The 21,491-nt window shown below is 48.4% G+C and carries 17 protein-coding genes; 13 read left to right on the top strand and 4 right to left on the bottom strand.

Annotated features, from left to right (window positions below; all coding sequences use genetic code 11):
• The first annotated feature begins 203 nt into the window (after positions 1-203).
• From PSHG_RS09265 to PSHG_RS09250, 4 genes are all read left to right on the top strand, one after another.
• On the top strand, positions 204-887 hold the full coding sequence (locus tag PSHG_RS09265; RefSeq protein ID WP_010272168.1) for a TetR/AcrR family transcriptional regulator: 684 nt from the start codon (positions 204-206) through the stop codon (positions 885-887).
• A 553-nt stretch (positions 888-1,440) separates the two neighbouring features.
• Positions 1,441-2,151, top strand: coding sequence for a histidine phosphatase family protein (locus tag PSHG_RS09260; RefSeq protein ID WP_010272165.1), 711 nt, complete (start codon positions 1,441-1,443; stop codon positions 2,149-2,151).
• Between the two features lie 198 nt (positions 2,152-2,349).
• Complete coding sequence (gene purT / locus PSHG_RS09255; protein ID WP_010272162.1) at positions 2,350-3,531, top strand: formate-dependent phosphoribosylglycinamide formyltransferase; 1,182 nt, start codon at positions 2,350-2,352, stop codon at positions 3,529-3,531.
• Between the two features lie 82 nt (positions 3,532-3,613).
• On the top strand, positions 3,614-4,243 hold the full coding sequence (locus tag PSHG_RS09250; protein WP_010272160.1) for an SGNH/GDSL hydrolase family protein: 630 nt from the start codon (positions 3,614-3,616) through the stop codon (positions 4,241-4,243).
• A gap of 156 nt (positions 4,244-4,399) precedes the next feature.
• On the opposite strand, the gene mtnA is transcribed toward PSHG_RS09250, so the two are convergent.
• Together mtnA and mtnK are read right to left on the bottom strand one after the other, a co-directional pair.
• The gene (gene mtnA / locus PSHG_RS09245; RefSeq protein WP_010272158.1) at positions 4,400-5,500 is read right to left on the bottom strand and encodes an S-methyl-5-thioribose-1-phosphate isomerase; all 1,101 of its coding nucleotides are present in this window, start codon (positions 5,498-5,500) and stop codon (positions 4,400-4,402) included.
• A gap of 63 nt (positions 5,501-5,563) precedes the next feature.
• Complete coding sequence (mtnK, locus tag PSHG_RS09240; RefSeq protein WP_010272155.1) at positions 5,564-6,766, bottom strand: S-methyl-5-thioribose kinase; 1,203 nt, start codon at positions 6,764-6,766, stop codon at positions 5,564-5,566.
• 393 nt (positions 6,767-7,159) lie between these two features.
• On the opposite strand from mtnK, the gene PSHG_RS09235 reads away from it, so the two are divergent.
• From PSHG_RS09235 to sufB, 6 genes are all read left to right on the top strand, one after another.
• Positions 7,160-7,735 (top strand): DUF1802 family protein, encoded by a 576-nt coding sequence (locus tag PSHG_RS09235; protein WP_010272151.1) that lies wholly within the window; start codon positions 7,160-7,162, stop codon positions 7,733-7,735.
• A gap of 165 nt (positions 7,736-7,900) precedes the next feature.
• The gene (sufC, locus tag PSHG_RS09230) at positions 7,901-8,689 is read left to right on the top strand and encodes a Fe-S cluster assembly ATPase SufC (RefSeq protein ID WP_010272148.1); all 789 of its coding nucleotides are present in this window, start codon (positions 7,901-7,903) and stop codon (positions 8,687-8,689) included.
• 157 nt (positions 8,690-8,846) lie between these two features.
• Positions 8,847-10,151, top strand: coding sequence for a Fe-S cluster assembly protein SufD (gene sufD, locus PSHG_RS09225; protein WP_010272145.1), 1,305 nt, complete (start codon positions 8,847-8,849; stop codon positions 10,149-10,151).
• Positions 10,148-11,374, top strand: coding sequence for a cysteine desulfurase (locus PSHG_RS09220; protein WP_010272143.1), 1,227 nt, complete (start codon positions 10,148-10,150; stop codon positions 11,372-11,374). The genes sufD and PSHG_RS09220 overlap by 4 nt, the downstream gene beginning before the upstream one ends.
• On the top strand, positions 11,361-11,783 hold the full coding sequence (gene sufU / locus PSHG_RS09215; RefSeq protein ID WP_010272140.1) for a Fe-S cluster assembly sulfur transfer protein SufU: 423 nt from the start codon (positions 11,361-11,363) through the stop codon (positions 11,781-11,783). The genes PSHG_RS09220 and sufU overlap by 14 nt, the downstream gene beginning before the upstream one ends.
• 83 nt (positions 11,784-11,866) lie before the next feature.
• Positions 11,867-13,264 (top strand): Fe-S cluster assembly protein SufB, encoded by a 1,398-nt coding sequence (gene sufB, locus PSHG_RS09210; RefSeq protein WP_010272137.1) that lies wholly within the window; start codon positions 11,867-11,869, stop codon positions 13,262-13,264.
• Between the two features lie 224 nt (positions 13,265-13,488).
• Here sufB and PSHG_RS09205 read toward each other — a convergent pair whose 3' ends face one another.
• Complete coding sequence (locus PSHG_RS09205; protein ID WP_010272135.1) at positions 13,489-14,286, bottom strand: stalk domain-containing protein; 798 nt, start codon at positions 14,284-14,286, stop codon at positions 13,489-13,491.
• 856 nt (positions 14,287-15,142) lie between these two features.
• Between PSHG_RS09205 and PSHG_RS09195 the strand changes: the two genes are divergently transcribed.
• Together PSHG_RS09195 and PSHG_RS09190 are read left to right on the top strand one after the other, a co-directional pair.
• Complete coding sequence (locus PSHG_RS09195) at positions 15,143-15,424, top strand: hypothetical protein (RefSeq protein WP_010272130.1); 282 nt, start codon at positions 15,143-15,145, stop codon at positions 15,422-15,424.
• 237 nt (positions 15,425-15,661) lie between these two features.
• Complete coding sequence (locus PSHG_RS09190; protein WP_010272128.1) at positions 15,662-16,210, top strand: hypothetical protein; 549 nt, start codon at positions 15,662-15,664, stop codon at positions 16,208-16,210.
• Between the two features lie 1,139 nt (positions 16,211-17,349).
• Here the strand turns inward: PSHG_RS09190 and PSHG_RS09185 are convergent.
• Positions 17,350-18,378, bottom strand: a complete 1,029-nt coding sequence (locus PSHG_RS09185) for a ThiF family adenylyltransferase (RefSeq protein WP_026021271.1) — start codon at positions 18,376-18,378, stop codon at positions 17,350-17,352.
• A gap of 949 nt (positions 18,379-19,327) precedes the next feature.
• Here PSHG_RS09185 and PSHG_RS09175 point away from each other — a divergent pair.
• Positions 19,328-20,785, top strand: a complete 1,458-nt coding sequence (locus PSHG_RS09175) for a bifunctional metallophosphatase/5'-nucleotidase (protein ID WP_010272121.1) — start codon at positions 19,328-19,330, stop codon at positions 20,783-20,785.
• The last annotated feature ends 706 nt before the right edge of the window (positions 20,786-21,491 follow it).

Here is a 21,491-nt window from a genome sequence, read left to right as displayed (position 1 = left end):
GGGCGGATAGATGCTTGCAGCCTTTTTCTTTTTTGCGATGGAGCGGGCGGGCGATGGAGGCGTCTTTTTGACGGCAGCGAAATATCGATTTATAATACGTTCATACATCAAATTTATTGAACAGGTTAAAGCTATATTGTTGATTAACTTCACAGCTGATAACTTCACACGCACTACCAAGATTGATTTAGGGAGTTAGACCGATGAATGAAAATGATTTAAGGGTCATCAAGACGAAAAAAGCGCTTCATAAGGCTCTCCTGACGCTGCTCAGGACGAAAGCGCTGGAGTCGATTTCCGTGTCGGCCCTCTGCCGCGAGGCGAAAGTGAATAGGGGCACCTTCTATTTGCATTACCCGGATGTGGGGACGTTGTTCGACGAGCATTTGAAATCATTGCTTCAAGATCTCGAGCAATCGTATCTTGAGCCTTATCGCCATGTGCCGTGCCTGGTTCCAGGCAACCTCGATCCTTCGACGATTCGCATTTTTCACCATGTAAAGAAGTACCAGCCATTTTACGAAATCGTGTTTGATAAAAAATCGACACTTTCCTATTATTATTCGTTGTTTGAGAAAATTAAAAGTTTGATGCGGCAAAGTGCTTCGTTTTACCGGACAGAGGAAGCTGCGGGCGATCACTCCGCCGTTCATTCCGTTGAGCATCCGGGTCCGGGAGATGAACGATTCGTTCATGCAAATGACAGCAAGCGGGATAAAGACTTTGCCCTGACGGTGGCATACCAGGCCAATGCAATCATGGGGCTGCTCATCCAATGGTATGAGGAAGGTTTTGCCCGCAGTCCGGAATATATGAATGAACAGTTAAGCTGGTTGTTAAAAGCCGGCGACGAACTTCACGTTTCTTCTATACAGCAGCGCAATTAAGGGAATCTTCCAGCGCCACCGGAAGACTCCTTTTTTGTTGGCCGGGAGTGCACTGTCGATAATAGTTTTTGGTTAAGCGATTTAAAAATAGTGCCGCCTGTTCGCCCGACAGCAATAGCTAGAATATTCAAGAAACATACGGGGGTTGGACCGAGCGAGTACAGGATGCGAATCAAGGTGAAAGAAACATAAGGAGTATAATGTTTGGAGCCGCCGGCTACCCGGCTCGCTTTTGTTGAAATGAAATCAGCTAATAATTGGTGAGTGTTAGAAGGTCCCGACCTGCCTCAGATTACGTTCATAGCTGATGGACGCCGGATCCAAGTCACGGGCAATAACCGGGCGTTCCAGAGGGCTTGATCATGGGAACGACTCCTGATATGCTTGAATCCTCAAGGAACGGTAGTGCAGGCTTTGGGCACCGCTTTACTGTTTTTGTGCGCTGCAATTGCTGGCTGGCAGTTCTTCTCTAACCTGCTGCTTGATATAATGGCGAGCGGCTGCAAGGTGTGCTCTTAATCAGCCCGCTACAACTCGGATGGAGGCAGAGGAAATGATTCTTTACATTGTTAGACATGCAGACCCGGATTACGACAACGGTACGATTACCCAACAAGGTCACCGCGAAGCAGAGGCGTTGGGGGAATGGATGGTTCTGCAAAAGCCGGACAAACTTTACAGCTCTCCGTTAGGCCGTGCCGTACATACGATGGAATATACGGCGAAAAGATGCGGCCTGAATGGCGAGCAGCTAGAATGGTCTGCCGAGATTACCGGCATGTATCAGGAAATTGAAGGCGTGGGCAAAGTCACTCCCTTTAATGTTCCAGGGGAGTACATTTTAGACAAGGAGCCCTTTCCCGCTCATGACAACTGGGGTGAGAATCCTTATTTTACGGTGCATCAAGACCAATTGCCAGCCCGTATAGACGAAATCCGCCGAGGATCGGATGAACTTCTGGAGAAGCATGGATATAGGCGTGTTGGCGGGCGCTACGAAGTGCTGAGACCGAATAAAGAACGGGTTGCGGTGTTCTGTCACGGCGGCTTGGGCGTCACCTGGCTGGCTCATTTGCTGCAGATTCCGATTTCTATTGCTTGGTCAGGATTTTGGCTAGCCCCAAGCTCAGTGACGACGGTGGTCATGGATCAGCGTTCGGAGCAGTGGGCTGTGCCCCGCTGTATTGGCTTAGGGGAGACTCCTCATTTGTACAAAAGCGGACTTCCATTGCAATACCGGGGAATACCGGAGGATTTGTTCTAGTACGGCCGGAATTTTGTATGACGTTTCGTATAAAATCCCGTATCTGGCGTATTTTCGAAGAGCGGTTGTATGATATTTCGTATACATGAAAGTGCGCAGCACTTTTTCATCGCGCCTCTAGGAAGTCGATGTTGGAATATCTAAGGACGAGTGGGTAAATGCGAGATAACATTATTGTATAGTAGGAGTTGAGAGAAAGTGTACGGAGCCCCAGGGAAAGAACACGCTAAAAAAATGATGCTCCTAGGTTCGGGAGAGCTCGGCAAGGAAGTAATTATAGAAGCCCAACGGCTGGGAATAGAAACGATTGCTGTCGATCGGTATGAGCATGCCCCGGCAATGCAGGTGGCTCATCGTTCCTATGTGATTCCGATGCTGGATGCCGGGAAGCTGAGGGAGATCGTCCTTAAGGAGAAGCCCGATTATATTGTGCCGGAGATAGAGGCTATTGCTACAGACGAACTGCTTAGATTGGAGGAAGAGGGCTTTAACGTCATTCCAACGGCGCGTGCCTCCCGTTTAACGATGGACCGCGAGGGTATCCGCCGCCTGGCCAGTGAAACGCTCGGAGTTCCCACTGCTGCATACCGCTTTGCCAACAGCCTAGAAGAGCTTGTGGAGGCTTGCGAGGCGATCGGCTATCCTTGTGTGATCAAGCCGATTATGAGCTCATCCGGTAAAGGGCAGAGCATTTGCCGGGATCCTAAGGAAGCTGAAGCGTGCTGGAACTATGCGATGGAGGGAGGCCGGGCGCAGAAGGCGCGAGTGATCGTGGAAGAATTCATTCACTTTGATTCGGAGATAACTTTGCTGACAGTGCGCTCTGTTTCCGGGACGGTATTCTGCCCGCCGATCGGCCACGTTCAGAAGGATGGGGATTATATCGAATCGTGGCAGCCCCATCCGATAAGCGAGGAGCAGCTTCAGGAAGCCCAGCAGATCGCCAAGACCGTGACGGACGAGCTCGGTGGCTATGGCTTATATGGGGTTGAACTGTTTCTGACGGCAAATGGGGTGTATTTTAGCGAGGTTTCTCCCCGCCCGCATGATACGGGCATGGTGACGATGGCCAGTCAGGATCTCTCCGAGTTCGCCCTTCATGTGCGTGCCATTCTAGGCCTGCCGATTCCAGGAGTCCGCCTGCTGACACCTGCAGCTACACATACGCTGAAGGCGGACAGGGCGGAGAAGAGCTATCAGATTAGCGGATTGGAGCGGGCGTTGGAGCAGCCTAATACGCAAGTAAGGGTATTTGGCAAGCCGGAGGCTTTTGCTGGCCGGCGCCTGGCGGTAGCTTTATCGTCTGCAGACAATGTGGACGAGGCGAGAAAACGGGCCAAAGCTGCAGCAGATGCATTACAGATCAATTATAAAGCTTAGTCTTCGATAGTCATCCACAATATGTTACAATGATGATGTTTGTGTGATAGGAAATATTTGACTATGGGGAGGAAGTTTGAGGATGCTGCTGTCCAAGGGTGAAGTCGTTTTATTTATTGGAGATAGCATTACCGATGTGAAGCGCGACAGGGAAACTAACGATTTGGGCAAAGGCTACGCGATGATGGCTGCCGGATTGATTGGAGCTTATTACCCGGAACTTGATATTACCTTTTACAATCGCGGAATTGGCGGGAATCGGGTTTCCGATCTGCAAAATCGCTGGCAGCAGGATTGTCTGGACCTGAATCCGACACTGGTTTCCATTTACATAGGGATTAACGACTGCTGGAGACGCTATTCCCAGAATGAAGTGGTCACGGTGGAGCAATTTGAAGCCGGCTATCGCGACTTGTTGACGCAAACGAAGGAAAAGCTCAATGCCAAGCTGGTTATGATGGAACCGTTCGTGCTTCCCGTGCCGGAGGACCGCAAGCAGTGGCGGGAGGACTTGGATCCGAAAATAAACGTCGTACGGGAGCTGGCCCGGGAGTTTAACGCGCTGCTGGTGCCTTTGGACGGATTGTTCGCCCAAGCGTCAACACGGAGAGAAAGCAGCTATTGGGCTGATGATGGTGTCCACCCTTCTCCGGCAGGCCATGCGTTAATTGCGAGGGCTTGGTTGAATGCAGTCGGCATTGAATTAAAATAGCTTTTGTCTGTTTGGACGATAATAGGGGCTGTCCAGAAGCCGGTGAAAACTGACTGCTGGACAGCCCCGTTGTTGTTGTATGCGGCTTAGGCCAGGCTTTTCGATTCTTAAACTAGCTTAGCCGGCCAGGCCAGGCATGCCCTGACCTGATATGAATTAGTCAAACAGCTTCGGCAAGTTCTCGAGATAGGAGGGACGAACAATTCCTTTTTCCGTAATGATGGCTGTCACATACTCATGCGACGTTACATCGAAAGCCGGATTGAAGACCTGAATTCCTTCCGGAGCTGTCCGCTTGCCGAAGGCTGCCGTAATTTCCTGCTCGTCTCTTTCCTCGATCGGGATCTGCTCGCCCGTCGGTGTGTTCAAGTCAATCGTAGACAGCGGACAGGCTACATAAAAGGGGATGCCATGGGCCTTGGCCAGGACTGCTACGCTGTAAGTCCCGATCTTATTAGCCACATCGCCGTTGGCCGCGACCCGGTCGGTTCCGACAATGACCGCCTGGACCATGCCTTTGGACATGACATAGCCTGCCATGTTATCACAGATCAAGGTAACATCGATCCCGGCCTGCTGCAGCTCAAAGGCTGTCAGTCTGGCGCCTTGCAGAACCGGGCGCGTCTCGTCGGCGAATACTTTGATGTTCATGCCTTGGTCTTTGGCAAGATAAAAAGGAGCCAGGGCGGTGCCGTAACGAGCCGTTGCCAGTCCGCCGGCATTACAATGCGTCAGCACGCCCATGCCATCCTGCATTAAAGTCAGGGCATGCTCGCCGATAAGCCTGCAGGTCTCTTCGTCTTCCTGCTGGATCAGTTTAGCCTCCTGCAAAATATTTGCTTTCATGGCCTCGTAGGTCGTCTGCGGGTCGTCTGCATCCTTGGCAGCTCTTGCGCGGATACGGTCGAGAGCCCAAAACAGATTTACCGCCGTAGGGCGGGACGTAGCCAAATAATCGGCGGCTTCATTCACCTGCTTGTCGAGCTCCCGCTTGTTCTCCGAATCGTCCTCCTTGACCGCCTCATGATCGCGTACGCCTAAGTACACACCGAATGCTGCGGCAATTCCGATGGCAGGGGCTCCCCTCACCTTCATTTGCGAAATAGCTTCCCATACTTCATTAATCCGGCTCAGATCCAGGTAAAGAACCGTTTCCGGCAGCAAAGTCTGATCCAGCAGCTGCAGCACATTTTCCTTCCAGGAAAGAGAAACCAGTGCCGAGCTGATCGAAGAGGAAGCCGTGTTGGTTTTCGTCAATTCAATCCCTCATTCCGTAGTTTAGTTCTATAAGTCGTCTAGTTGATTGGGGGGCGCTGCCTGTCATTTCCAAGCGTGCTCGGCGATGGCGAGCAGATCCTCTATCGATTCGATCTCTTGGTGCTGTTTGATCAAAGAGGTGCCAATTTGCAGGGCAAGCCGTTCTGCCTTGGCGCGTACCTCGTCGTCGGGAATCGTATCGATATCGGCTACATGTGCGAGGCCGATAATGCGGCGCACCATTTTACATCCGGCAAATCCGGCCGTATCCTTGAGCAGCTGGCTCATATAACGCTCCTGGTAACCCGGCGTTTGGGCCATCCGATCCACGACATCCCGGTTCCACAGCTCTGTAAAACGGTTGTGGAACTCATCCCAAATGTCCTTCACTGTACCGGTCAGATAGCTGCGGTATGCCTCTTTATCCGCTGCGTCTGCTTTCCAGCCCTCCTGGCCGGCGGCGTTAAGCAGCAGGTTGGCAATAATGGCGCCGATATCGAAGCCCATCGGACCGTAATAGGCAAACTCAGGGTCAATCACCTTGGTGGATTGCTCTGTTACAAATATGCTTCCGGTGTGAAGGTCGCCGTGCAGCAGAGCTTCACCGCGGGTCAGAAACGCTTTTCTTAAATCAGCTACCTGCAGATGCAGCTCCTGATCGTTCCAAATTTGCTCTACTTCATTTTTGATCAGCGGGTTGAAGCTGTTATTAGGAGAATCCGTATAAGGATCATCAAAAATCAAGTCCTCGGTAATTTTACAGAGCTCCGGATTGATAAACCGCTTTTGCTGCAGTTTTTTCTCCTGCTGGTTCATGCCAAGATCGGAAGTATAGAACAGCGTGCGGGCCATAAATTCTCCGATATGCCGGGCAAACAGCGGGTAGCGATTGCCTTCTATCAGCCCTTTGCGCATAATTACGTGGTCGCTTAAATCTTCCATCACCGTAAGAGCAAGCTCTTCATCATACGCATACACATAGGGTACCAGACTGGGGCACAAGTCATGCTCAAGCTTTAATGCTTCGCTTTCAATGCGGGCGCGGTCCAGTGTCAAAGGCCAGGATTCGCCTACAACCTTAGCATAGGGCAAAGCCTGCTTCATAATAATGCTCTTATGGCTCGTCCTATCGGTTATATGGAACACCAGATTTAAATTGCCATCTCCGATTTCACGAACATCCAGTTCCGCATCTTCAGGAAAAAGGCTAGGAAGTTTCTTAGCATAATCTACAGCTTCTTCAAGTGTAAGGGCATGATAGCTCATTGGACAAAAGTGCCTCCTTCAATCAATATAAATACGCTCCGATTCGGAGTAGAATGGTTTAATCCTAAGTGGTTACTATTATAACAGTTTTCAGCTGGCAAGGAATATAAGGATTTCATTGGGACCCGGCAAGCCCCCTTAGAACTGGAGAAAAGGAGATTAAGCAGCTGGAGAAAAGTTCATTAGTGAATGAGGCTCAAGGAATGAAAGGGAATATGGTTGAAGTCCACTATCTTCTATGTTAATTTGGAAACAGCCATGATATACAGAAAGCTGTACGGCCGTCTCAACCCTGGGACGGTCGAAAGCATTATGCCCCGCTATATCAGCAAGTGTTGGAAAAACTGCCAGCCGACTTGCGAATCGTCAAGCAGACAGGAGGTCTCCGATTGAATGGGACAACATGTGGCTTTGAAGGAATGGGCGGTCATCATCCAGGCGCTGCTGCAGGGGAACCAGCATCTTTTGCTGCGCAAAGGAGGGATCCGAGAGGAGACCCGGGATTTCCGGCTGCAAAGCGATGAGTTTTATTTATTTCCTACCTATGAGCACCAGAAAAAAGAATGCATCCAGGACGTATACCGCGCGGGACTGCAAGAAACGATAGTAGAATGGGAAGCTGTACCTTCTTCTTCGGTCCGCTTGACCGCCTATGCGAAGGTAAGTGAGGAGCTGTTGATCCATGAGAGGGAGGAGCTGGACAAGCTGCGGCCCTTTCATATTTTCACGGATGCTTTTGCCGAAACAAGATTCAGGTGGAAGCCCAAAAAGCCTCTGCACGTTCTTCTCTTGAGGGTATACAGATTGGCTGAGCCTCTGGATGTCTCTATGAAAGAGTCGTACAACGGATGCCGCTCATGGATTAGACTGGAGGAAGAGGTTAACAAGCCAGGCTTGATTCCTGTTCTTTCGGATGAAGCCTTTGCCGTGCAAAAAGCAGCGGTGCTAAGCGCTTTGGAGAGAGCTTAACAAAGCCGTCCGGTACTTTCTATAGGTTTTAGTAAAAAAAGTAGGCCGACCACTTTAATGATGATGACAAGTAAGGTATAATGGAGTTATGATTGAGAATCACTGATAATCATTTAGAATAATTATCAACTAAAAATCAATATAAATGTGGAGGGAATAAACAGTATGTCAAACGCAGTTAATTTTAATATAGACGGTTTGAAGGCAACCGTTGAAGGCAAAGAGATTTTAAAAGGCGTGACCCTCAATATTAAAGGCGGCGAAGTCCATGCTGTCATGGGACCTAACGGTACGGGTAAAAGTACATTGGCTTCCGCTCTGATGGGACATCCCAAGTACGAAGTTACTGCCGGATCCGTCACTTTGAACGGTGAAGATGTGCTCGAGATGGAAGTAGACGAAAGAGCGCGGGCAGGTTTGTTTTTGGCTATGCAGTATCCAAGTGAAATCAGCGGGGTGACCAACTCCGACTTCTTGAGAAGTGCGATTAATGCCCGCCGTGGAGAAGGCAATGAAATCTCCCTGATCAAGTTTATCCGTCAGATGGAAAGCAAGATGAAGGAGCTCGAGATGAATCCCGAGTTTGCCCATCGTTATTTGAACGAAGGCTTCTCCGGCGGGGAGAAGAAGCGCAACGAAATTTTGCAAATGATGCTTCTTGATCCTCGTCTGGTTATTCTGGATGAGGTAGACTCCGGTCTTGATATCGATGCGCTGCGCATTGTAGCCCAAGGCATTAATGCTTCGCGCAGTGAAGACAGAGGATTCCTGATCATCACTCACTATCAGCGTCTGCTTGATTACATCAAACCGGACTTTGTTCATGTTATGATGCAGGGACGGATCGTCAAGTCCGGCGGTCCGGAGCTCGCTGAGCGCCTGGAAAGCGATGGTTACGATTGGATCAAAGAAGAACTCGGCATTGTGGACGAGACGGTCGGACAAGAAGCGTAACTCTTTCTTTGACCTTAAGGCTTGTTAATTCATTCGCTTGGCTGATCGGGTCTTCGAAATAACAGACCGATCCGGACGGGCGAAAGATGACCGGATGCAAACTATAATAAAAGCGAATAAAGCTTGGCCGTGAGCCACGCTGGTAGGAGGAATATAGATGAGCACGCAGACCATTCTTCCAATCGACCGCAATTCTGTCTTTGAGCTTTCCACAAGCAAGAACGAACCGGAGTGGATGACCAACCTTCGCTTGCAGGCACTGGAATTGGCAGGACAGCTGGAATTGCCTAAATTGGAAAAAACCAGTTTGAAGAGATGGCAGCTTGACGCCATCGGATCTTTGGAAGCAGCCGGCAATCCTAAGGCTATTGATGTGCTTCCTGATAACACAAAGCTTTATGTTGGGGAAGAAACGGCTGACCCCCTTGTCTATATGAACAATTCCGGAGGAGTATTCGCCCGGATTTCTGAGGAGCTTTCCGCGCAGGGAGTTATTTTCACGGATTTGGCAACTGCGGTTAAGGAGCACAGTGACCTCGTACAGAAATATTTTGCTCAGGCGGTAAAGCCGGATGAGCACCGTCTGGCTGCTCTTCATACGGCTGCTTGGAACGCAGGTGTTTTCCTCTACGTTCCGAAGAATGTAGAAATAAGCATTCCGCTGCAGGCCCTGTTTATTACAGAAAACTCGACGAACGCTTTTGTTCCCCATGTGCTGATCGTAGCGGAAGACAACAGCTCGGTTATTTATACGGATACAATGGTTTCCGATGGTGGAGACGGGCCGCTGGTGTCCAATGCGGTTGTTGAAGTGTTTGTTAAGCCAGGAGCTAAAGTCCAGTTCTCTTCCGTTCATCAGCTTGGCGAAGAAGTGGTTGACATTTCTTACCGCCGTGCTGTCGTGGAAAAGGACGGCTCCATCGATTGGATTATTGGTGAGATGAACAATGGAAACGGCATTTCCGACACCACTTCTTTGCTTAAAGGCGACGGCTCCGAATCTGATGCTAAAGTAATCTGTGTTGGTACTTCGGATCAGAAGCTGAACTTGACTACCCGTGCCAGACATTTTGGCAGAAGCTCAAGAAGTGATATGATTACCCGCGCTGTTATGAGAGATTCCGCTACAGCGATTATTAACGGGATTACGAAGATCGAGAAAGGCGCTACCGGGGCACACGGCGAGCAGACAGAAAGAGTTATGATGCTCAGCCCTAAAGCACGCGGAGACGCCAACCCGATGCTGCTTATTGACGAAGATGATGTAACTGCAGGCCACGCAGCCAGCGTCGGCCAGGTAAATCCTGAGGATGTTTACTATCTGATGTCACGCGGAATTAGCCGTGAACAAGCTGAACGCCTAATTATATATGGTTTCCTGGCTCCTGTAGTTTCCGAAATTCCATTGGAGAATCTGGAGAAACGCCTGCAAAGGATGGTGGAAAGGAAGCTGGGACAATGAACGCCTCCGAAATCCGGACCCATTTCCCTGTCCTGAACCAAGAGGTTAACGGCCATCCGCTGGTGTACCTTGACAGTGCTGCCACTTCGCAGAAGCCTGCTCAAGTACTCGAAGCGGTACGCAAGTACTATGAGTGGGATAATTCCAATGTTCACAGGGGCGTCCATACGCTCGGGAACCGGGCGACGGAAGCTTACGAGGGTGCGCGCGAGAAGGTGCGTGAATTTATCGGCGCCGGCAGTACGGAAGAAATCATTTTCACCAGAGGAACCACTACGGCGATCAATCTTGTGGCCTCCAGCTACGCCCGTTCCGTATGCGGACCTGGAGATGAAATTGTAATAACGCCAATGGAGCACCACAGCAATTTGATTCCATGGCAGCAGGTCGCTAAAGCAACTGGAGCCACATTAAAATATATTCCACTTCAGCCGGATGGAACGATCCAGCTGGCTGATGTGGAACAGACCATTACCGACAAAACGAAAGTGGTTGCTGTCGTTTATGTTTCCAACGTTCTCGGGACGATCAATCCGGTTAAGGAAATTGCCAGGATTGCTCATAAGCACGGCGCCAAAATGCTGGTGGATGGAGCACAAAGCACACCACATATGGCTGTGAATGTGCAGGAGCTTGACTGCGATTTTTATTGTTTATCCGGACACAAGATGTGTGCCCCTACCGGAATTGGGGTATTGTATGGTAAGAAGGAATTGCTGGAACAGATGGAGCCCGTTGAATTCGGCGGGGAAATGATCGATTTTGTCGATCTGTACGAATCCAGCTGGAAGGAGCTTCCCTGGAAATTTGAAGGCGGGACTCCAATCATTGCCGGAGCGGTGGGCTTGGGAGCAGCGATTGACTTTTTGAACAGCATTGGCATGGATCAAATCGCGGAGCATGAGCATCGTCTAGCCGCTTACGCGCTCAAACGGATGAGTGAAATCGACGGGATCACGATTTACGGCCCGAAGCAAGACCGCGCCGGATTAATTACCTTCAATCTTGAAGATGTTCATCCGCATGATCTGGCTACGGTATTGGATACGGAAGGCATTGCGATTCGTGCAGGGCATCATTGCTGCCAGCCGCTGATGAGATGGCTGGAAGTATCCGCCACAGCCAGAGCGAGCTTTTATCTGTATAATACAGAAGAGGATATTGATCGACTGGTATCCGGTTTATTAAAAACAAAGGAGTTCTTTGGTGATGCAACTGGATGATTTGTACCGCAGAGTAATTATGGACCACTACAAAAATCCGCGCAACCGGGGAACCTTCGATGGAGAAGGCATCACGATCGATTTGAACAACCCTACCTGTGGAGACCGCATCTCTCTGCAGATGAAGGTAGAGGATGGCATCGTGCAGGATGCAAGGTTTGTCGGGGAAGGCTGCTCAATCAGTATGTCTTCTGCTTCTATGATGACCGAGGCGATAAAAGGGAAGACATTGGAAGAAGCGCTGACGATGGCGGATCAATTCTCCAGATTGATGAAGGGCGAGGATCTTGAATTTGAATATGAGGACATCGAGGCGCTGTCTGGAGTGAATAAATTCCCTGCTCGCATTAAATGTGCTACACTTGCCTGGAATGCCATGCGTAAAGGTATTGTGCAGGTTAAGGAATAAACAGTTAAGTGACGATCGGTAACCGTCCGTAACGGGCAAGATTGTTTTTGTATAAGATTGAGTTTAAAAAGGAGGGACTACCCATGGCTAAAAAAATGCCGGAAATGGAAGAGTATAAATATGGCTTTCGGGATGAGCATAAAGCGATTTTCCAATCGGGTAAAGGGTTGACCAAGGAAATCGTGACGGAAATTTCCCGAATGAAGGGTGAGCCTGAGTGGATGCTGGATTTCCGCCTGAAATCTCTGGAACAGTTCTTCAAGATGGAGACTCCGCGTTGGGGCGGCAATCTGGATGACCTGGATTTCAATGACATTCAATACTATGTCAAGCCTTCTGAGAAGCAAGGAAAAACGTGGGAAGAGGTTCCCGCCGAAATTAAAGAAACGTTCGACAAGCTGGGCATTCCGGAGGCGGAGCAAAAGTTCCTTGCTGGAGTATCCGCTCAGTATGAGTCGGAGGTTGTTTACCACAATATGCAAAAGGATCTTGAGGATCAAGGCGTTATCTTCATGGATACCGACTCGGCTCTGAAAGAGCATCCGGAGCTGTTCCGCAAATATTTCGGAACCGTTGTTCCTCCTTCTGATAATAAATTCGCTGCCTTGAACAGCGCAGTATGGTCAGGCGGCAGCTTCATCTACGTTCCTAAAGGAGTAAAATGTGAAGTCCCTCTGCAGGCTTACTTCCGGATTAACTCCGAGAACATGGGGCAATTTGAACGCACGTTAATTATTGCTGACGAAGACAGCTTCGTCCACTATGTTGAGGGCTGTACGGCTCCGATCTACAGCACCAATTCACTTCACAGTGCGGTTGTTGAGATCCTGTGTCTGAAAAACTCCCGTGTCCGTTATACGACGATCCAAAACTGGGCGCCAAACATTTATAACCTTGTAACAAAGCGTGCAGTTGCGGAAGAGAATGCGAACATGGAATGGGTCGATGGCAACATCGGTTCCAAACTGACCATGAAATATCCTGCGGTTGTATTGAAAGGACGCGGCGCGAAAGGTTCCGTCTTGTCCATTGCCGTTGCAGGCAAAGGCCAGCATCAGGACGCCGGAGCGAAAATGCACCACCTTGCTCCTGATACGACTTCGACCATCGTGTCCAAATCGATCAGTAAGCATGGCGGTAAAGTCACTTATCGCGGCTTGGCTACCTTCGGACGCAACGCGGAAGGCGCCAAAGCGAACATCGAATGCGACACGCTCATTATGGATAATGAGTCCACTTCAGACACCATCCCATACAATGAAATCATGAACGATAACGTAACTCTGCAGCATGAGGCTACCGTTTCCAAGGTTTCCGAGGAGCAGCTGTTCTACTTGATGAGCCGCGGCTTATCCGAAGAGGAAGCGACACAAATGATCGTTATGGGCTTCATTGAGCCATTTACGAAAGAATTGCCTATGGAATATGCGGTTGAGATGAATAGATTGATCAAGTTCGAAATGGAAGGCTCGATTGGTTAAGGATTTTATAAGCGTATCTTGGGCTGAACGGTGTCGAGCTAGTGAATGATACCGATTTGATACCGTTTCAGTCAAATACGCTCATAACTTCGTGCTTGCGCTCCATATATAGGAGGCACACGAGGCACATACGATTCTCATTGAATCCGTTGATTTTTTCAGCGGATTCTTTTATTTAAAGTATAAAAAAAAGCACCGAAAGGTGCTTTTAAGTTAAGTAAACTTTATTTAATGATTCCTTTGGATCTTAAATCCTCAAAGTTAAAATAATATCTGTCTTCATCATATTTAATGATTTTGATTCCGCCGATTGTTTTTTCTCCTTTTTCCCAGTCGCCAGGAAGCTGTAAGCGTAATACCACCTCAGGATTAATTGTAGGTTTGGGTCCATAAAACACTAGCTCAGAGCCTTCCGTTTTAACAGTGATACTATGCCCTTTTTGAAGGATGCTGCCAGCCAGCCACCCTTCACTCAATTTCGGAGGAAGTGTTTCTTCTCCTGTAATTCTAGCGATAACGAGGACGTGATCGTCTTCATCTGTAAATGTATGTCTTGATCCATTGTAATCGTCAAAAGCTTCATAAAAATGCATTCCATCGGCTTCATAAAAATAGGACTCCTTGGGAATCTCAATTTTATTATTCTTCGCAAATTCTTCAATTGCTTTCCTTTCTGCTAATTCTCTGCTTACAAACTCTTGTTGTCCAGATATTGGCGAAGCCATGTCGTCTTCAATCGTATAATGATTGCCATCCGTATTAATCTCTACCCGTTGCTTTTCTGCATTCCACTTGTAGTCAACTCCAGTCAGATCGCCCATCTTAGCCAGTGGAATGTATGTACTGCCTTCATAATTTAATATGGGGCTTGCAGCATCCTCATATTTTACACCGTTAACATAAATCGGATAAGAAGCATCCAACAGAATATACTGCTTAACTGCCGAATAAGCAGATGTAGTTCCCACCACAAGTGCTGCCCCTACTACAATTCCTATTGAAATATCCCTAAATTTTCGCAATTTCCTTCCTCCAAATGTTTGTATTTTCTCTATACTATCACATTCACAGATCGATAGACTTCTTATTTTTAATTCCCCGGTTAAATTGATCATTGAGCCGGCAGACAGGTCGATGCCCGCACTGATCATGACAAATGCTATGTGGACGCTTATCATGTCAGGCCAAGTCTACAAAGATACAAAATTAAAGGTACAATTCGATGAAAGGTTACATGATAAAAAATGATTCAAAATAACCAGAAAAAATGATTCGAAATACCTTCTTGTAATAGGTAAAATAATCTAGTCTCACTTAGATGTATATAGTAAAATAGTCCTTGAGGAAATGAGGGATAACTATGTACAGGTATGTGATCCGTAACAAAGATGGTTTGTTTTATATGCAAATTGACGATAGTAAAGGATATTGGGTCAACAACATTTACGAGGCCACGAGATATAGGACCCACATTGCTGTGAATGAAATGGTGAGCAAAATCGAACAAGCTATTAAACAGGACTGCTACATTATTCGAATAAAGTAGGAGAACCCCATTCGAATAAAGCAGCAGTACTCTGTATGGCTTGATGAAGTTGGCCCTTGTCCAGTTAAATAGAGGTACCTCAGTCAAATAGTCTGTAAGAAAACGAAGTTTGGCACCGCTCCTATGCTTAGGGTTGGTGTCATTTTATCTTTTTCTGCTAATGGGTGCAGCCGTATTCCAATGTTACTATTTGTAACTCAATGTGACTGCCATTAGCTTTTTCTGGAATGGAATAAATCGGAAAAATCGGTGCGAATGAATAGAGATGGAACCTTTTACGCTCTGAGAGCGTCTTTTTTAGGGAGAAGTGAAAATCGGAAAGGAAAGAATTTATGAAAACAAAGCTGTTGTTATACGTGGGAGTCCTGGCTTTATCCATTACAGCCTTATCAGGAAATGGCTTGGCTGAAAAATTACAACAAAGAACAGAGCTTGGGGTACAGCTTGTTATAACATGGATAGCGGATAACCAAGTGGAGTTAGTGATGAGCGAACAAGATTATAACACCAATAAAGAGGAGATTATGCAAGGGATTGAGCCGGAGGCGATTAAGCTCAGATTTGATAATTATAAATTAATTAACCAGCCCGGTGAAGAATTTACTCTGGATTGACAATTGCGGAAGAGCGCGAAATTCGGAGTAGGCATAGATTGCACTAAAAATTGTTGAGCTTGGGAATAGATTGTTTTCCATGAGCTTTAGCTCAAATCAGCTCAAACCCCAGTTCAACCCCAGATCACCGGATCAACCCCAGAAAAACCGAGAACCAAACCGAGAACCAAACCCAGATCAAACCTCGATGCCTGCACTATGCTTTCTATCCGCATGCTTGAAATGGAGTGAAGCGAATTGAACCAAAGACGATTGCTGCTCACCTACGGGCATGATCTCGATCATAGCAATATAGACTTTTTGGTCAGAGAGCGGCTTGCGCCCTATTTTGCCTATGGAATCGATTATGAGCACCCTTCCCTACAGTTTGGGGCCGAATTCATACTTAACTACCAAGTCTACGATACGAATATAAAAAAGTGGACACCCAGCTACTATTTGAATGATTACCATCTGACTTCCAAACAATTATCCGGTTTCCTGTATTCTCTAAAGAAACTGAAAGGCACACACGTATTATGTGATCCGAAGGTCCATGGACATCATTGGATGGAGCGGGATGGAGTAGAGTACAGCACTAATGTTTTCAAAACAGTGGAGGAAGAATACTTATATTTCCTTGAGTTTAATAATGAGCCAATTGCAGATGAAAAGTATGCAGAGAGAACCCGCAAATTGCCTAAGGAACAGTTAAGCTCTCTCTGTTTGAGAGTTCCCTCCACACTGAATTACGAAGAGAGAACAGAAAAAGTGAACAATTGGCTGGACCGGCTGCTTCTAGCTTGAAATGACGAAATGGGGTGCGCAGTAGGGTTTTTTAGTAATTGGGCTTCTTAAAGCGGTTTGAATGAGCTGCTAATAAGGCTATAGCCGTTTAATGAAATAGCTGATTTTTTATTGACGCTTCTTAAATTAACACACCTTATTAGGGCAACTAGTGAAACACTTTATTAACGCTCCTTAGGGGGAGGGCTTCGAAATGCCGGATTTTATAGCTATGATTTGGCCTGTGCTCATGCTAGGGCTATTTGTTTTTTAATCTATGTGATTATCAAAGCGGTATTAAGAAGATGAAGTGAAGATGAGATGGAAACGAGTAATAGCTAAAGGAACTCGGCGAACTCTTAGACTGCGATTAGAAGCCCACCGAGTGCTAACGGCGGAACTCAGCGCCGCTATTCGGCCAATTTGGAAGAAATTCTGCTTGATTTGTGGTCAACAGCGCTGTCTCAGTACCGCTGCAATTCAAACATGGCCGAAACCTTACAAAATAAGGTTTTTCAGTTCCGTCACAAGACAACGACTCTTTTGATAACGGCGGTCCCTAGATTTGTTATGCGCTAACGCTTGTGATTAGCGGATGATTAACTGTGAAATAACGGTGATGGCGGGGAAATGCGGCGTTTTACAGGCCGCCTAGTTGCCCTGTTCGGCTTCTAACGCTCGCCATGGTCCTTATTTTGCTCAAATCGCGGTTTTCTGGGCTTTATGTCAAATAAGAGCAAGGGTGAGCGTTAGAAATCAAACCCCTGCTTTTTCCGCTGAATATGAGCCAGGGCGAGCGTTAGCGTAGTCCGGTTCGCGGACCTACCTCACAAAGCACATACAAAGCATTATACAGGGCATCACGCAGATCAGGTCGCCAAAATAATCGGTTAAGGCAGCCGCCTTTCAGGACATCTATTGGTCACTATACAATAAAAGGCAGCGTATGCCAACAAACTGGATAGAGGATAAATCTAAACCAGCAAACAAGCGGAATAATGGATAAAATTTAGATCAACTAACAACGGCATAATGCCTAAAAAAACTGTATAGGCTAACAAATTGCCAGTACGCATAAATAGCCGCAACGAGCTGCTACGCATAAAAAAGTGCTGCGCATAAAACTTGCTATTATAGCATAAAAAGTGCGTATCCTAAGGTTACATCCCAATGTAGCGGCTGTATAAGCTTTTGGCTGTAGTCAAATCATCCGTGCCTTGAATCAGCACCCGCCCATCGGCAAAAAGCACTAGCCGCATGTCTTCATCGATATGAAACTTCAGCAAGAAAGGATTCAGCTCCACGCGGCCCAGCGGTTTAAAGCGTTCGGCCCAGGCCGACAGATCAAGCTTTGCGGACTGCTTAGGGACGATCTGTACGCTGTCCCGGCCGCAAAGCGACTCGATCCACTCCCCGCTGTCCTCTGCATGCAAGTGATCGAATTGCTTCAGCGCGCATGCAGGACAATCCGGCTTGCGCATGCCTCGGCTGTCAATGGAGGAATGCTGGTTATTCCACAGATCGAGGTGCACGATGCTGCGGCTAATCCGCTCGTAATCGCCTACGAGCAGCTTCAGCGCCTCTGTCGCCTGATACGAGGCGACAACGCTGACGACGGGCCCGATCACCCCGATGGTATCGCACGTGTCTGTGCTGCCGCGGGGCGGAGCCGCCCCGAACAGGCATGCGAGACACGGAGTTTCACCGGGGATAATCGTGGCCGTCGTGCCGCGTGAGCTCACCGCGCCGCCATAAACCCAGGGAATGCCGTGCTTCACTGCAACATCGTTGATCAAATAACGGACGGCATAATTGTCGCTCCCGTCCAAAATGACATCAACGTCGGCAAGCAGTTCTTCGGCATTCCCGGGGTGGACATCGGCCACTCTCGGCTCGATGTCCACCCCGGAGTTGGCGGCGGCGAGGCGTTTGGCGGCGGCGATCGCCTTCGGCACGGATTGCTCCGCATCGATTTCGTCGTACAGCAATTGCCTCTGCAAATTGCTGGGTTCGACGAAATCGCGGTCAATCAGCCGAACGAAGCCAACTCCGGCCCGCACCAGATGCGAGGCGAGCACGGTGCCCAGTGCTCCCATGCCGACGATGGCGGCGCGGGCTTGCAGCAGCTTGCCCTGGCCTGCCGGACCTATTGGGGCAAAAAGCATTTGCCGGGAATACCTCTCGGCCATCCCTTGCCCGGATGAGGCAAATGATGATCTAGGGGATGAAGCTGCAGCTGATTGATTTTCATTTTCAGTTGAAGACTGACCGGTAGAACCGGAAGGACTCATGGAGAAATCACCGCCTGAAGTATAGTTTTGATAATCCGAGCACCTTTGCTGCTCTTGGTCCAAATTGAAAAGGGGCAAACCCTCAACGCTATCAATTCTGGTAAAAAGGGAACGAGACGTTTCCTTATTTTTTTGTAAACAGGAAGTGTAATTCGTTCTGCCATTTCATTATAATAAATAATAATCAAAATACCTACCTGCAAGTACGGTTGATTCACCGCGAATAGAGGTTGGGCAGCTGGCTTGAGGCCGTTGGCCGTTTCTTTAACCACTTCTTGGCCGCTTCGGGAGCAGCCTGTCTGCAGCCGGTTTGCAGTCTCGTTGCATACGGCTGCACGTGCTTACAGCACCTCGCTCAGGCTGCACGTGCTTACAGCATCTCGCGGCCTGTTTCGGGATTTTAACGCTCGCCAGTGTCCTTATTTGCGCAAAATCAGGGGGTTAAAAATTGTAACGCTCGCCATCGTCCCTATTTTGCTCAAATCGCGGGTTTCTGGGCTTTTTGTCACAAATAAGAGTAAGGGCGAGCGTTAGAAATAAAATCCTTGCTTTTTCGGCCAAATAAGGTCCAGGACGAGCGTTAGAGATTTTAAAATTCGAAGGTGAGTATTGGAGTCTTCCATACCCTTGAGATTAATCTTTTTTTTCACACAAAGAGGATAATGTAAAAGAACTGTTGAATCAAGGCCGCGTTAGCCGATAAGTAAAGTAGCGGGCTTTGAGCATAACGGTCTTTTCCAATCTCGTTTCTTAGCTGTCAAGGGCTCTGACAATGGCATGGTCTGGGTAACCAGCTTGCCGTTTTCCCTGTGATCAGCTTGGATGATCAAGACCGGAGGGATAAGCAATGGCAAGCGAGCTGCAAAAAATCGTTATTCTGCATACTAATGACATCCACAGCCATTATGAACAAATGCCCAAAATAGCTACTGCTTTTCGTACGCTGGAAGCGAAGCATGCGGGAATCCCTCTTCTTAAAATTGATGTGGGCGATCATATGGACCGGATGCGAATTGCCACGGACGGAACCGATGGTGCGGCGAATATCGCCATTATGAACGCAACCGGCTATCACTTGGCCGTTCCGGGGAATAATGAAGGGCTGACCTTCACCCAAGAGCAGCTGGCGGTGAATTATGGCCGGCTGGCTAATTTCATTGTGCTCGGCGGCAATATGGGTATTGCCCCTGACGGCGAGCTTCCCTCCTGGCTTTCCTCCCATTGGATTCAGGAGATGAACGGGATTAAACTCGGATTCATTGGTGTCACCGCCTATTATCCGGAATTTTATGCTCTGCTGAACTGGCAGCTTCATGAGCCGCTGTCCGTGATCGCTCAAGAGGTGGAAGCCCTGGCGCAGGAGGTCGACAGCATTGTCTTGCTTTCTCATCTAGGAATAGCCAAGGACCGGCAGATTGCGGAGACCATTCCCGGCATTGATCTTATTCTCGGGGCGCATACCCATCATCTGTTTGAGGAAGTAACGCTGTGTGAGGATACCTATATGGCAGCTGCCGGCTGCTTCGGCCGGTACATTGGCGAGGTAGAGCTGTCCTATGATCGGGCATCCAAGAAGCTGGTGCGGATTGAAGGAGGAAGCCATTCTGTAGAGGACTATGAGATGGCTTCTGATATTACCCGGTTGATTGAGAATTATGAAGTGCAGGGAGAGGACCGGCTGAGCGAAACGGTAACTATTCTCGAGCAGCCTTTGACGAATTCGTGGAAGCAGGAATCGCCGCTTGGTAATTTACTGGCTTCAGGGATTCGTGAGTGGGTTGGCGCGGAGATTGGATTGGTTAATGCGGGACAGCTGCTCGGGGGACTGGAGGAAGGCAGGGTGACGCGAAAAATGCTGCTAACCTTATGTCCTTCACCGATTAATCCCTGTAAGTTTTTGCTGCCTGGCCGCAAGCTGTTGGTGACATTGGAAGAGGCTTTGCTGGACGATTATATTAACAAGCCGATCAAGGGCTTCGGGTTCCGGGGAAAAATATTAGGTACCCTGTGTCTGGACGGGATTCAAGTGGAGTATGATGAGAACGCCGTGCCTCATCACAAAATTCGCTCAGTTACCGTCAACGGCGCTCCCCTGCAGCTTGACCGCCACTATTGGATCGGCACACTGGATATGTTCACCTTTGGCTCCGGATATCTTACTCTAAGCGAGGGAACCCAGACGGAGTTTTTCCTTCCTGAGTTTTTGAGAGATCTGCTTGCTCACCAATTGAAGGATTCCGCTGCCTTGGAGGGCTGCCATTATCGCAGATGGATCAAGACGAATCAGCCATCCCGGCTTGTGTAGTCCAAGCCTTCTATCCAGAGCTTCTTTCCGGAGCTTCTATCCAAGCTTCTATCCTGAGCTCGAGCAGCCCAATCCAGTGTCACACCCGCCATCGCATCGCTGCCCATCCTTCTCAAGCTTTAATAACCTTTTTGTTTCATCCAAAGTATACAGGATAAGAAGAGTCCCTGGTGCTCTTAGTTTCAATTTAATCAGCTTGATTGAGGGCTCAAAACTTAAACTAGTGGTTGACAACAAAGGAGGAAATCACTACGGGGAATGAGGGGACCTCCGATCGCTGTTAGCATATGCTCCCGAAGTACGCTTTCTTCCAGAAAGCGTTGACCCCAGATTTCTTAATCATAGCCGCCTCAGCGGTTGAAATCCGGAAGCAAAGGCGAACGCTTCCACGCTCCCGAAGCTGCTTTCCTTCGGAAAGCTTTGACTCCCTCTTCCCCTCCGCTTCTGCTATCTTATACTGTCAACCGCTAATTATTAGAGTGAGCCAGAGCCTCTAATTTGCTCAGCCCTTGTCCGCAGCTAAGCACGGTCCTAAGCGCTGCCCCAGCTCAGCCCTTGCCCGCAGCTAAGCACAGTCCTATGCGCTGTCCTAGCTCTGTCCTCTGCTCTCACCTGCTGATGATGCTGACCGCCAGCGCATCTTTTCTCCATGTTTATAACATGAGGCTCGTCATTCGGCCATAAGCTAAATAATGAACCGGAAAAA

The sequence above is a fragment of the Paenibacillus senegalensis JC66 genome (genome assembly GCF_000285515.1).
GTDB classification, from domain to species: Bacteria; Bacillota; Bacilli; order Paenibacillales; family NBRC-103111; genus Paenibacillus_L; species Paenibacillus_L senegalensis.
This window is presented reverse-complemented; position numbering and strand designations above follow the sequence as displayed.

Excerpts from the sequence above, each read along its gene's own strand:
- PSHG_RS09265 (WP_010272168.1), top strand. The coding sequence starts at position 204 with ATGAATGAAAATGATTTAAGGGTCATCAAGACGAAAAAAGCGCTTCAT.
- PSHG_RS09260 (WP_010272165.1), top strand. The coding sequence starts at position 1,441 with ATGATTCTTTACATTGTTAGACATGCAGACCCGGATTACGACAACGGT.
- PSHG_RS09250 (WP_010272160.1), top strand. The coding sequence starts at position 3,614 with ATGCTGCTGTCCAAGGGTGAAGTCGTTTTATTTATTGGAGATAGCATT.
- mtnK (WP_010272155.1), bottom strand. The coding sequence starts at position 6,766 with ATGAGCTATCATGCCCTTACACTTGAAGAAGCTGTAGATTATGCTAAG.
- PSHG_RS09235 (WP_010272151.1), top strand. The coding sequence starts at position 7,160 with ATGGGACAACATGTGGCTTTGAAGGAATGGGCGGTCATCATCCAGGCG.
- sufC (WP_010272148.1), top strand. The coding sequence starts at position 7,901 with ATGTCAAACGCAGTTAATTTTAATATAGACGGTTTGAAGGCAACCGTT.
- sufD (WP_010272145.1), top strand. The coding sequence starts at position 8,847 with ATGAGCACGCAGACCATTCTTCCAATCGACCGCAATTCTGTCTTTGAG.
- PSHG_RS09220 (WP_010272143.1), top strand. The coding sequence starts at position 10,148 with ATGAACGCCTCCGAAATCCGGACCCATTTCCCTGTCCTGAACCAAGAG.
- sufU (WP_010272140.1), top strand. The coding sequence starts at position 11,361 with ATGCAACTGGATGATTTGTACCGCAGAGTAATTATGGACCACTACAAA.
- sufB (WP_010272137.1), top strand. The coding sequence starts at position 11,867 with ATGGCTAAAAAAATGCCGGAAATGGAAGAGTATAAATATGGCTTTCGG.
- PSHG_RS09195 (WP_010272130.1), top strand. The coding sequence starts at position 15,143 with ATGAAAACAAAGCTGTTGTTATACGTGGGAGTCCTGGCTTTATCCATT.
- PSHG_RS09185 (WP_026021271.1), bottom strand. The coding sequence starts at position 18,378 with ATGGCCGAGAGGTATTCCCGGCAAATGCTTTTTGCCCCAATAGGTCCG.
- PSHG_RS09175 (WP_010272121.1), top strand. The coding sequence starts at position 19,328 with ATGGCAAGCGAGCTGCAAAAAATCGTTATTCTGCATACTAATGACATC.